Raw genomic sequence first — 12,002 nt, forward strand, 5'->3', positions numbered from 1 at the left:
ACACCCCACACCCCGGGTGTCACGTTCCTCTGCACCCCTACCGTCCTCCGGGCCCCGCCCACAGCCCGTCGTCCGTCAGTCCCAGCAGGTCGATCGCGTTGCGGCGCACGATCCGGTCCACGACGTCGGCGTCCAGATGCCCCATCTGCGCCTCGCCGACCTCGCGCGACTTGGGCCAGGTGGAGTCGGAGTGCGGGTAGTCCGTCTCGTACAGAACGTTCCCGACGCCGATCGAGTCGAGGTTCTTCAGCCCGAAGGCATCGTCGAAGAAGCAGCCGTAGACGTGCTCGGCGAACAGCTCCGACGGCGGACGGTGGACCTTGTCGGCAACACCGCCCCAGGCCCGGTTCTCCTCCCAGACCACGTCCGCGCGTTCCAGGATGTACGGGATCCAGCCGATCTGCCCCTCCGCGTACATGATCCGCAGGTTCGGGAACCGTTCGAACTTGCCGCTCATCAGCCAGTCGACCATCGAGAAGCAGCAGTTGGCGAAGGTGATGGTGGAACCGACGGCGGGCGGGGCGTCGGCCGAGGTGGACGGCATCTTCGACGACGAGCCGATGTGCATCGCGATCACCGTCCCCGTCTCGTCACAGGCCCGCAGGAACGGATCCCACTCGTCCGTATGAATGGACGGCAGCCCGAGATGCGGAGGTATCTCGGAGAACGCCACCGCGCGCACACCGCGCGCCGCGTTCCGCCGGACCTCGTCCGCGGCCAGCTGCGCGTCCCAGAGCGGGATCAGGGTGAGCGGGATGAGCCGGCCCCGCGCCTCGGGGCCGCACCACTCCTCCACCATCCAGTCGTTGTACGCCCGTACCCCGAGCAGCCCCAGCTCGCGGTCCTTCGCTTCGGTGAAGGTCTGGCCGCAGAAGCGGGGGAAGGTGGGGAAGCAGAGGGCGGACTGGACGTGGTTGACGTCCATGTCGGCAAGCCGGTCGGGGACCGAGAACGAACCCGGGCGCATCTGCTCGTACGTGATGACCTCAAGCCTGATCTCGTCCCGGTCGTAGCCTACCGCGGTGTCGAGCCGGGTGAGCGGGCGGTGCAGATCCTCGTACACCCACCAGTCGCCGATCGGCCCGTCGTCGCCCTTCGCACCCATCACAGGCGCGAACTTGCCGCCCATGAAGGTCATTTCCTTGAGCGGTGCGCGAACGATCCGCGGGCCGCGGTCGAGGTACTTGGACGGGAGCCGGTCCCGCCAGACATGAGCGGGCTCCACCGTGTGGTCGTCCACCGAGATGATCTTCGGGAAGGTCTCCATGCCTCCCACGGTAGCGTTGATCTGACGAACCGTCAGCTATCTGTACCGGCCCCCGTTCCGCAATCGTTGTCGAGGGCTTGTGCAGAGAGTCACCCAGTGCTGACGTGTCCGCCCAGAACAAGGCAGACTGTTGAGCGCGATACCAGCGGTACCGAGCAATCCGGATCCACCCGTGCCGGACCGGCACAAGGCGGGCGATCCGAAACAGACAGCACCAGCACGATCGGCAGGACCGGCGGGGCGAGCAGGACAGGGGGCATCAATGGACCGTGACGACCACGGGCCACGCGTGCGTGTTCCGGGGCAACGGGCTCCGCAGCAGCAGTCGGCCGACGGCACCTATCTGCGCTTTTCCGTACTCGGCCCGGTACGGGCCTGGCGGGACGGAGAAGCGCTGCCGTCCGGTTCACCTCAGCAGCGCGCTCTGTTGACCGCACTGCTCCTGCGCGACGGCCGCACGGCCACGGCCTCCGAACTCATCGACGCCATCTGGGGTGAGGAACCGCCCTCGCAGGCGCTCGCCGCCGTACGCACCTACGCCTCCCGGCTCCGTAAGGTCCTCGACCCGCAGACGCTGGTCAGCGACGCCGGCGGTTACGCGATCCGGACCAGGAACGACGCCTTCGACCTGACCATGGCCCAGGAGTTGGTGGCCGAGGCGGAGAAGGCCCGCGCGGGCGGCGACCGTGCCCAGGCCCGCAGTCTCTTCAGCAAGGCGCTCGGTCTGTGGGACGGCGAGACCCTGGCCTCCGTGCCCGGCCCGTACGCCGAGAACCAGCGCACCCGGCTGGAGGAGTGGCGGCTCCAGCTCACCGAGACCCGGCTCGACCTGGATCTGGAGGTCGGCTGCCACGCGGAGGCGGTCTCCGAGCTGACCGCGCTCACCGCCGCGCACCCGCTGCGTGAACGGCTGCGCGAACTCCTCATGATCGCCCTGTATCGCAGCGGCCGGCAGGCCGAGGCCCTCGCGGTGTACGCCGACACCCGTCGGCTGCTCGCCGACGAACTGGGCGTCGACCCGCGCCCCGAGCTCTCCCAGCTCCAGCAGCGCATCCTGCAGGCCGACGAGGAACTGGCCCGCCCGGCCGACGAACCGGCCCCGGCCGCCGCACCGCTGCGTCCCGCCCAGCTCCCGGCCACCGTCCCGGACTTCACGGGCCGCGCCTCCTTCGTCCGCGAACTGGGCGACCGGCTGGCGACCGCCGAGGGTTCGGTCATGGCCGTCTCGGCACTGGCCGGCATCGGCGGCGTCGGCAAGACGACCCTCGCCGTGCACGTCGCCCATCAAGCGCGCCAGCACTTCCCGGACGGTCAGCTGTACGTGGACCTCCAGGGCGCCGGCGCACGCACCGCCGAACCGGAGACGGTCCTCGGCGCGTTCCTGCGCGCGCTGGGCACGGCGGACTCGGCGATCCCCGACTCCCTGGACGAACGCGCCGCGCTCTACCGCTCCACGCTCGACGGCCGCCGCATCCTGGTCCTCCTCGACAACGCCCATGACGCGGCCCAGATCCGCCCCCTCCTCCCCGGCACCGCGGGCTGCGCGGCCCTGGTCACCAGCCGCGTCCGCATGGTCGACCTGGCCGGCGCGCACCTGGTCGACCTGGACGTGATGTCCCCGGAGGAGGCGCTCCAGCTCTTCACCCGCATCGTGGGCGAGGAGCGCGTCAACTCCGAGCGCGAGGCCGCCCTCGACGTGGTCGCCGCCTGCGGCTTCCTCCCCCTGGCCATCCGCATCGCCGCCTCCCGCCTGGCGGCCCGCCGCACCTGGACCGTCTCCGTCCTGGCCGCCAAACTCGCCGACGAACGCCGCCGCCTGGACGAACTCCAGGCCGGCGACCTCGCGGTGAAGGCCACCTTCGAACTCGGCTACGGCCAGCTGGAGCCCGCCCAGGCCCGCGCCTTCCGCCTCCTGGGCCTGGCGGACGGCCCGGACATCTCCCTGGCCGCGGCGGCGGCCCTGCTCAACCTCGAAGCCCACGTGGCGGAAGACCTGCTGGAGGCCCTGGTCGACACGTCGCTGCTGGAGTCGGCGGCGCCGGGGCGGTACCGGTACCACGACCTGGTGCGCCTCTACGCGCGGTTCCTGTGCGGAGCGGGGCGAAGAGCCCCTGGAAGAACGGGAGTCGGCGTTGTCGCGGCTGCTGGACTTCTACCTGGCGACGGCGGCGGGGGTGTACGCGCTGGAGCGGCCGGGGGACCGGCTGGTGGACCACCTTGAGCCGACGAGGCACGCGGGGCTGTCCTTCACCGACCGGCACGCCGCTCGCGACTGGCTCTACGCGGAGGCCAGTCCGCTGCTCTCATGCGTACGCCAGTCGTCCGTCCCGCAGACCCCGCAGACCCTGGCGCGCGGAGTCGATCTGCTCTGGTCGGCACTCGACCTCGGCGAGTCCGGAGCGAACTCGAAGCAGTACGAGACGACCGCGTTCGCGGTCCTGGAAGCCGCCCGTGCGGCCCAGGACCGACGCACGGAAGTCCGGGCCCTGATGACGCTGGCCGATGTGCACCACACATCAGGGCGCTTCGATCAGGCCGAGCACGAGGCGGAGATGGTCATGCGGCTCGTCGAAGCGAAGTGCGACCCCCTGCCCGGCTGCTGGGCTCCGAACGCCCTTGGAATCATGGCGCTTTACCAGAATCGCCACGATGACGGCGAGAAGTACCTCACGCTGGCCATCGACCGCTTCCGCGAGATAGGGGACCGTCCGGGTGAGGCGAGCGCGCTGTGCAATCTGTCGCGCATCCACCTCGCCACGGGTCGCACCGGCAGCGCGGTCTCGCTGGCTCAGCAGGGCATAGACATCTACGACAGCATGGGGCACGCCCTCCGGAGCGCGAACGGGCGCTATGCGCTGGGCATGGCTCTCACCCAGAGCGGCCATTTCGCCACCGCAACGGAATGCCTGCTGGAGGCGCTGGACATCTTCCAGGACAGCCGCCAGCGCCTCTGGGAGGGCATGACGCTCTTCCGCCTCTCCGAGGTCGATCTCGCATCCGGATGTTCGGCGGATGCGGCTACCAAGGCCGAGCAGGCCCTGACCTCGCTCCGTGGCATCGGAGGCGAGTGGCGGCGGGGCAATGTGCTCGCTGTGCTCGGCCGCGCCCTGAGCGACATCGGCCAATTCGGCCGAGCACAGGCGTGCTGGCGTGAAGCACTGGCCATCCACGAGCTGCTGGGCTCGCACGAAGCCGCCGAGGTGCGCGCCCTGCTTGCGTCCGCAGCGCCGGCAGCACCCGAGTAACCCTCGCCCGAGGAGCGTTCATCGTTCGTTTATCACGGCCAGGCATTCTCATGAATGTCAATCCGCCGCGTCGGGGGGCAAGCGGATTGAGACAAAGGCCGTAGCACTAGTCTGAGCGGCCCTGAGATGCCCGCCCGGCAGTCCACGGGGGAACAGCCGGGCGGGCATCGCCGACCGATCACATGAGACGCCAAGGGAAGCAGACGAACATGGCTGACGCGAAGAAGGACCCGGAGATCAAGCCCCAAGACATGCACGCCACCGGCGGAGATGCAGGGCAGATCACGACCAAGGACATGCACGCCACCGGTGGAACCGTGAAGCCGCTGGACATGCACGCAACGGGCGGCGTCGCCACAACCGACGACATGCACGCCACTGCGGAGCCGAAGGACTGACGACTTTTCTCGACGGGGTACGGGGGAACGGCCGCGGCGGCGCGGAGGGGGAGCCGTCGCGGCCGTCGTACGTCTGCGTGCGTGCAGTCAGCGCAATCGCGCCAACGTTCGACCGCTTCCCGCCAGAGGGGTACCGGTATCGCCCGAAGAAGACGCTCATCGCCGCCGCGTTCACCGTTGCCCTCGGCCTCGGCGCGGCCACCCCGGCCCTGGCCGACAGCCACATGACCGGCGACACCCCGGTCACCACTCAGGACACTCACGCCACCGTGGTGACCCCGCAGGACGAGAACCACGCCGGCTGAGCCGCACCCGCGTGTGAAGAAGGGCCCGAGCCACCAGTCGGGCCCTTCTTCGCGTCGTCCAGCACGGCCCCCGCCGCATGCGCCACGAAGGCCCGCCCACTGCACGGGCAGTGCTCGCGAGGTTTTCGCCCTCGCCGAGCCCGGCCGTCGCCCCGAGTCATTCCCACTACACCCGCCCCCGCAGCTCCCCCTTCACCACCTTGCCGCTCGCATTGCGCGGCAGCTCGGTCACGAACTCCACCGCCCTGGGGACCTTGTAGTTCGCCATCTCGCGCCTCGACCAGGCGATCAGGTCCTCGGCCGTCACCGTCGCGCCCGGTCTGCGGACCGCGTACGCCTTGCCCACCTCGCCCAACCGGGGGTCCGGGACGCCGATCACCGCCACGTCGGCCACGTCCGGGTGCAGGCCGAGGAGCTGTTCGATCTCGGCTGGGTACGCGTTGAAGCCGCCGACAATGAACATGTCCTTGATCCGGTCGGTGATCCGGAGGTTGCCGTCCTCGTCGAGGACGCCCACGTCGCCCGTGCGGAGCCAGCCGTCCACGGTGATCGTGGCGGCCGTGGTCTCCGGGTCCTCGAAGTAGCCCTGCATCACGTTGAACCCGCGGACCAGGACCTCGCCGGGCGTGCCGGGGGTGGCCAGGACGCGGATCTCCGTGTCGTCGATCGCCCGGCCCGACGTCGAGGCGATCGTCTCCAGCGGGTCGCCGCGGCGGCACATGGTGACGATGCCGCTCGCCTCGGAGAGACCGTACGCGGTGAGGACCGTCGCTATGCCGAGCTCCGTGCGCAGGCGTTCCACCAGTTGCAGGGGGACCACCGCCGCGCCCGTCACCACCAGGCGGAGGGCGGAGAGGTCGTGGGCGCGCCGGGCCGGGTGGTCCAGGAGGGATTGGTGGAGGGTGGGCGGGCCCGGCAGGACCGAGATGCGTTCGGCGGCGATGTTGGCCAGGGCGGTGTCCACGTTGAACACCGGTTGCGGAACCATCGTCGCGCCCCGCATCAGGCACGCGATGATGCCCGCCTTGTAGCCGAAGGTGTGGAAGAAGGGGTTCACGATCAGATAGCGGTCGCCCTCGCGCAGATCCGCCAGCTCGCTCCAGATCGCATAGCAGCGCAGGGTCTGGGCGTGGGTGATGACGGCGCCCTTGGGCCGGCCCGTGGTGCCCGAGGTGTAGATGATGTCGGAGGGGGCCGAGGGGGCGATTGCGTCGGCGCGGGAACGTACCGCCGCCCCGGACACCCCCTCCCCCGCCGCAAGGAAGTCCTTCCAGGTGACGTAGTCGTCGGGGGCGCTGTCCGCCAGTACCACCACCCGTTCCAGGTACGGGAGTCGCACGTCGGCCCGGCGCAGGGACGCCACGTACGACGTACCGAGGAAGGTGCCGGTGACGAAGAGCAGTTTTGCCCGGCTGCGTTCCAGGATGTACGCCGCCTCGGTGCCCTTGAAGCGGGTGTTGAGGGGGACCAGGACCGCCCCCGCCGTGACCGCGCCGAGCGCGGAGACGATCCAGTCCAGGGTGTTCGGGGCCCAGATCGCGACCCGGTCCCCCGGTTCGACGCCCGAGGCCATGCAGGAGGCGGCGGCCCGTTCGACGCGGTCGCCGAGTTCGGCGTACGAGATCCGGGTCCGGCCCTCGACGACCGCCTCCCGGTCCCCGTACCGCCGCGCCGCCGCCCGTATCAGCTTCGGGATGCTGCCCCATTCCTCGTCGCCGCGCATCGCTCACCCTCCCTGACACAGTAGCTGACTATCCGTCAGATTAGCTGTAGCCTCAGCCGCTGTCAGCAGTCATGACGGTCTCGGAGGTGGCGGTGGCGGCACTCAAGGACGTGACAGCGATAGCCGGCATAGGACAGACGGCCTTCGCGAAGCAACTGCCCGAATCCGAGAAGACATTGGCCTGCCGGGCCATCGTCGCGGCGCTCGACGACGCGGGCATCGCCGCCTCGGAGGTGGATGCCTTCGCCTCGTACACGATGGAGGAGACCGACGAGGTCGAGGTCGCCAAGGCCATCGGGGCGGGCGATGTGACCTTCTTCAGCAAGGTGGGATTCGGGGGCGGCGGCTCGTGCGCGACGATCGCGCATCTCGCCGCCGCCGTGGCGACCGGGCAGGCGAGCGTCGGCGTCGCCTGGCGGTCACGGAAGCGGGGGTCGGGGCCCCGGCCCTGGAAGAACACCGCCGTGCAACTGCCCACCCCGCCCAGTGGACCCGTCCTTACGGGCTGCTGCGGCCGGCCGACGAGATCGGGATGCTGGCGCGCAGGTACATGCACGAGTACGGGGCGACCCGCGACCATCTCTTCAACGTCGCGCTCGCCTGCCGCAACCGCGCCAACCAGAACCCGGACGCGGTGATGTACGAACGGCCGCTGACCCGCGACATGTATATGACCTCGCGCTGGATCAGCGAGCCGCTCTGCCTCTTCGACAACTGCCTGGAGACCGACGGGGCACTGGCCTGCGTCATCGTCTCGGCGGAGCGGGCCCGCGACTGCCGGCAGAAACCCGTCTACATCCACTCCGTCGCCCAGGGGCTGCCCGCCCAGCACCACGGCATGGTCAATTACTGGAACGACGACCCGCTCACCGGACCCGCGTGGACGGCCGCCCGGCAGCTGTGGAAGCAGGCCGACTTCGGCCCGGGCGATGTGGATGTCGCGCAGATCTACGACGCGTTCACCCCGCTCATTCCGCTCTCCCTGGAGGGCTACGGCTTCTGCGGACGCGGCGAGGGCGCGGCGTTCACCGAGGGCGGGGCGCTGGAGAGCGGCGGGCGGCTGCCCATCAACACCGGGGGCGGCGGGCTCAGCGAGGCGTACGTGCATGGCTTCAACCTCATCAACGAGGGCGTGAAGCAGCTGCGCGGCGTCTCCACCGCGCAGGTCCCGAACGCCGCGACCTGTCTGGTCACCGCCGGTGAGGGCGTTCCCACATCTGCCGTACTGCTGAGGAGTTGACCGGGATGGATGCTCTGCTGCTGCCCGTCGTGGACGAGGACGGCGCGCCCTTCTGGGAGTACGCGGCCCGCGGCGAACTCCGCGTCCAGGCCTGCGCCGCCCCGGAGTGCGGAAGGCTCCGCTTCCCGCCCCGGCCGTGCTGCCCGCACTGCCAGTCCTTCGAGAGCGAGTGGCGGCCGGTGAGCGGACGCGGCCGCATCTGGTCGTACGTGCTGCCGCATCCGCCGTTGCTGCCCGCGTACGCCGCGCAGGCCCCGTACAACGCCGTCGTGGTCGAGCTGGCCGACGCCCCGGACATCCGGCTGGTCGGGAATGTGGTGAGCGGTCCGGAAGCCCCGCTGGACTCGGTCGATCCGGGGCGGCTGCGGATCGGGGCGCCGGTGCGGGTGGTGTTCTGCCCGGCCGGTTCCGGGGTGACCCTGGTGCGTTGGCTGCTGGAGAGGTGATCGGTGATGGCGCTGCGGACGGAGACGGACAAGGAGACCGGGGTCGCGCTCGTCACCCTCGACCGGCCCGGGAAACTCAATGCGATCGACCTGGCGACGGCCGCCGAACTGACCGCCGCCTGGCGGGCGTTCCGCTTCGACGACGAGGTGCGGGCCGTCGTCCTCACCGGCGCGGGCGGCCGGGCCTTCTGTACGGGGATCGACCGGGACGTGGACGTGCCGCAGCCCTCGTCCCCGTACACGATCGACGATCCGCTGATCGCGATCGGACCGAAGGCGAACGACCTGTGGAAGCCGGTGATCGCGGCCGTGGAGGGGATGGCCTGCGGCGGGGCGTTCTACCTGCTGGGCGAGGCGGAGTTCGTCATCGCGTCCGAGGAGGCGACGTTCTTCGACCCGCACACGACGTACGGCATGGTCAGCGCGTACGAGGCAATCTCCATGGCGCAGCGGATGCCGTTCGGCGAGGTGGCCCGGATGTCCCTGATGGGTACGGCCGAACGGGTCACGGCCCGCCGGGCGTACGAGACCGGGCTGGTCAGTGAGGTGACGGCACCCGGAGACGCAGTGGCGGCGGCGCTGCGGGCGGCGGGAGTGATCGCCTCGTACCCGACCCGGGCGGTGCAGGGGACCGTACGGGCGGTGTGGTCCGCGAAGGAGGCGGCCAGGGCGCAGGCCATGGCCCACGCCCCGCACCTGATCGCACTCGGGAACTTGCCGCCGGAGCGGCAGGCCGAGTTGTTCCGGGGGCGGGGCGGCAACGAGTTCCGGACGCGTTGAGGTCAGTAGCTCAACTCGGCCTCGACCCGGCACTTCTTCACCCGGGAGACCTTGCTCGGGCTGTCCATCCGCACGGAGACGGTCCTGGTCTCGCCACCCTCGGCGTCCACCTTCGCCTCACCGGTGTCGACGGTGTTGCCCCGTGCGTCGAGGAAGGTCACATCGACTTCGTAGGTGTGCGAGCCGACGGCGTTCGCCGTGAGCCGGACGGTGGAGGTGGTGACGGCCTTGCGCTTGCCCTTGCGGGGCTGGGCGCAGCGGAAGACGTACGCCTGGGGCGCGTCCGAAGCGGTGGCGCTCGGGGTCGGCGTCTCGTAGCCGGTACTGCCGGAGGAACTGCTCGACGAGTCGTAGTCGTTGTCGTTGTCGTTGTAATCGTTGTCGTGGTAGCTGCCGTTGCTCTTCTTGGAGTTGGAGCATCCACCGCCGCCGCTGCTGCTGCTCGACCCCTTGCTCTTGCTCTTGCCGCTCCGGCCGCCGTGGCTGGAGGTCGAGAAGCCGGTGAGTGCGAGCACCACCACGACCAGTACCGCGGAAAGCTTTATGTGCTGCCGCATCATCGATGCAGCCCCCCTTGTGATGTTGTCTGTGCCGTTGTCTGTGCGCTTGCTGCCGAATCTGCTGTTGCTGCTGTCGAACGACCGCGCGACACGCTAGCGCAAGGTGCGGGGGTCAGGGGCCGGGCGTAGCGTCGAGGCCGAGAGCGGTGCTGATTCGTGACGCCGGTCCGCGCACACGCAGGAGGCCGATGATGGTCCGTAACGTCCTCGGCTCGGTCCTGGCTCTCGCAGGAGCGGCGGCCGCCGTGCTGAGCCCCTTCCGTGACTGGTACGACGGCCGTCTGGGGCGTCATTACCGGATCGACGAGCTGTTCACGGGTTTCACCGGCAGCCGGCCCGGAACGCTGGGCTCGATCTTCCTGGCCTTTCTCTTCGCCGCCCTGATGGCAGTGGTGGGTGTGGTGCTGCGGTCGCGTCTGCTGGTGGCGTCCGCGGGTGTGCTGGTGCTCGGGTTCACCGTGCTGTGGATGGTGCGCCAGGGGGAGTCGGTGGGCAGTCTGACGGTCGCGGCCGACGGTTCCGGGCTGCAGTGGGGGGTGGCGAACGCGGTGGGCGGCGCGGTGCTGTTGCTGCTGGGTGCGGTGGTGATGCCGGGGCGGCACCGTGGGCGCCGGCCTGCCCGCGGGGGCCATGACCAGCTGTATGCGGCGCCCGGATCGGAGAATCCGGATACGTGGCCGCCCACGCAGGAGCCGGGGCCCTCCGTGCAGACGAGTACGTTGCCGGAGCCCGAGCCGGACCCGTACACAGGGCCCGCTCCGGCGGCCCGCCGCGAGAGTCCGCCTCCGGGCCCGGAGGACCAGGACACGGCCCCGCACCCCGTCACACCGGACGAAGGGCCCGATCCGCGGCGGCCTCCGTCCTCCTGAGGTGACCGACGCCCGGGGTCCCGTCCTCAGACGCCGGACGGGCTCGAGGTGGGCGAGGTGTCACGTCCGGGGCCGGTTGCCCGTGCCCGTTCCCTTCAGCGCGTCCAGTGCGTACACGCAGCGGTCCTTGCTGCACGCGTACACGACACCGCCCCGTGCCACCGGCGAACCCGTGATCTCGCCGCCCGTCGCCAGCTTCCAGCGGAGTTGGCCGCCCGCCGCGTCCAGGGTGTACAGGACGTGGTCGGCGGAGCCGAAGTGGACCCGGCCGTCGGCGACCACCGGGGCTCCCACCACCTCGCCGCCCGCCGCGAACCGCCACTTCGGGGTGCCGGTGACGGCGTCGAGCGTGTACAGGGCGCTGCCGCTGCCGACATGGACGTTCCCGGCCGTGACCAGGACCGGTTCGATCGACTGGCGGGCCTCCGTTGCGATGCGCCAGCGGTCCTTGCCGGTCGCGGCGTCGATCGCGTACACCGTGCCGAGGTAGTCGGCGAGGTACACGCCGCCGCCGGTGACGGCGGGCCCGGGTGCGAACGCGGGCGGGCAGAGGAAGACCGCGGGCGACTCGAAGTGCCAGCGGACATGACCGGACACGTTGTCGACGGCCAGGACCCGGGCCCCCGCGCTGACGTACACGAAACCGTCCGGCGCCGGGGTCACCCGGACCGGCACACCGCCGCAGGAGGCCGCGTCGCCGATGGGGTACGACCAGCGTTCGACGCCGGTACGGGCGTCGACGGCGCGCAGCCGGGCGTCCTGCCACAGGTAGACCGTGCCGTCGTGGATCGCGGGCCCGGCCTCCGCCGTCTCGAAGTCGGTCTGTACGCCGCTGCTCTCCCACAGCTTCTCGCCCGTGGACGCCTCCCACGCCTGGACGCCGCCGCCCCGGGTGCCGGTGACGACGGTGCCGCGGTCGGCCTTGAGGGAGTACACCCAGGCATCCGTCTGCAGCCGCCACCGCTCGGCGCCGGTCGCCGCGTCCAGGGCGTACAGCGACGGCCCGTCGGAGGCGTGGATACGGCCGCCCTCGACGGCCATCACCCAGGCCACGTCCCGGGTCTTGAACTGGCGCCGCCCGTTGCCGACGTCCAGGGCGTGCACCTCGAACGACGTGACGTAGAGGAGGTCCCCGGCGACGACGGGCGTCCCCCAGACGTCGTTGGACA

At 70.5% G+C, this 12,002-nt stretch carries 9 protein-coding genes and 2 pseudogenes; 7 read left to right on the plus strand and 4 right to left on the minus strand.

Annotation, left to right across the window (positions count from 1 at the left end):
• Window positions 1–37: 37 nt before the first annotated feature.
• On the minus strand, window positions 38–1,267 hold the full coding sequence (locus GA0115254_RS08175) for an amidohydrolase family protein (protein WP_093894620.1): 1,230 nt from the start codon (window positions 1,265–1,267) through the stop codon (window positions 38–40).
• 262 nt (window positions 1,268–1,529) lie between these two features.
• Here GA0115254_RS08175 and GA0115254_RS08180 point away from each other — a divergent pair.
• The 3 genes and pseudogenes from GA0115254_RS08180 (at window position 1,530) to GA0115254_RS08190 (ending at window position 5,215) form a co-directional block, all read left to right on the plus strand.
• Window positions 1,530–4,512: pseudogene (locus tag GA0115254_RS08180) on the plus strand (BTAD domain-containing putative transcriptional regulator).
• Window positions 4,513–4,721: 209 nt separating this feature from the next.
• Window positions 4,722–4,910 carry a hypothetical protein gene (locus GA0115254_RS08185; protein ID WP_093894621.1) on the plus strand — a complete coding sequence of 63 codons (189 nt, stop codon included), beginning with the start codon at window positions 4,722–4,724 and terminating at the stop codon, window positions 4,908–4,910.
• Window positions 4,911–4,987: 77 nt separating this feature from the next.
• On the plus strand, window positions 4,988–5,215 hold the full coding sequence (locus GA0115254_RS08190; RefSeq protein ID WP_093894622.1) for a hypothetical protein: 228 nt from the start codon (window positions 4,988–4,990) through the stop codon (window positions 5,213–5,215).
• 166 nt (window positions 5,216–5,381) lie between these two features.
• Here GA0115254_RS08190 and GA0115254_RS08195 read toward each other — a convergent pair whose 3' ends face one another.
• Entirely contained in the window at window positions 5,382–6,938 is a 1,557-nt protein-coding gene (locus GA0115254_RS08195; protein ID WP_093894623.1) for a FadD3 family acyl-CoA ligase, read from the minus strand.
• Window positions 6,939–7,030: 92 nt separating this feature from the next.
• On the opposite strand from GA0115254_RS08195, the pseudogene GA0115254_RS08200 reads away from it, so the two are divergent.
• The 3 genes and pseudogenes from GA0115254_RS08200 to GA0115254_RS08210 all read left to right on the plus strand — a co-directional run bounded on the left by GA0115254_RS08200 (window position 7,031) and on the right by GA0115254_RS08210 (window position 9,404).
• Window positions 7,031–8,178 (plus strand): annotated as a pseudogene (locus tag GA0115254_RS08200) (lipid-transfer protein).
• Between the two features lie 5 nt (window positions 8,179–8,183).
• Window positions 8,184–8,624: a Zn-ribbon domain-containing OB-fold protein gene (locus GA0115254_RS08205; protein ID WP_176740023.1), complete on the plus strand. Its 441-nt coding sequence runs from the start codon at window positions 8,184–8,186 to the stop codon at window positions 8,622–8,624.
• 6 nt (window positions 8,625–8,630) lie between these two features.
• On the plus strand, window positions 8,631–9,404 hold the full coding sequence (locus GA0115254_RS08210) for an enoyl-CoA hydratase/isomerase family protein (RefSeq protein WP_093894625.1): 774 nt from the start codon (window positions 8,631–8,633) through the stop codon (window positions 9,402–9,404).
• A 2-nt stretch (window positions 9,405–9,406) separates the two neighbouring features.
• Here GA0115254_RS08210 and GA0115254_RS08215 read toward each other — a convergent pair whose 3' ends face one another.
• The gene (locus tag GA0115254_RS08215) at window positions 9,407–9,964 is read right to left on the minus strand and encodes a hypothetical protein (protein WP_093894626.1); all 558 of its coding nucleotides are present in this window, start codon (window positions 9,962–9,964) and stop codon (window positions 9,407–9,409) included.
• A gap of 191 nt (window positions 9,965–10,155) precedes the next feature.
• Here GA0115254_RS08215 and GA0115254_RS08220 point away from each other — a divergent pair, with 191 nt between their 5' ends.
• Window positions 10,156–10,833, plus strand: coding sequence for a hypothetical protein (locus GA0115254_RS08220; RefSeq protein WP_256102445.1), 678 nt, complete (start codon window positions 10,156–10,158; stop codon window positions 10,831–10,833).
• 60 nt (window positions 10,834–10,893) lie between these two features.
• Here GA0115254_RS08220 and GA0115254_RS08225 read toward each other — a convergent pair.
• Window positions 10,894–12,002 (minus strand): outer membrane protein assembly factor BamB family protein (locus GA0115254_RS08225; RefSeq protein ID WP_176740025.1); only part of this gene is annotated, 1,109 nt, incomplete at its 5' end.

Source organism: Streptomyces sp. Ncost-T10-10d (assembly GCF_900091955.1).
GTDB lineage: Bacteria > Actinomycetota > Actinomycetes > Streptomycetales > Streptomycetaceae > Streptomyces.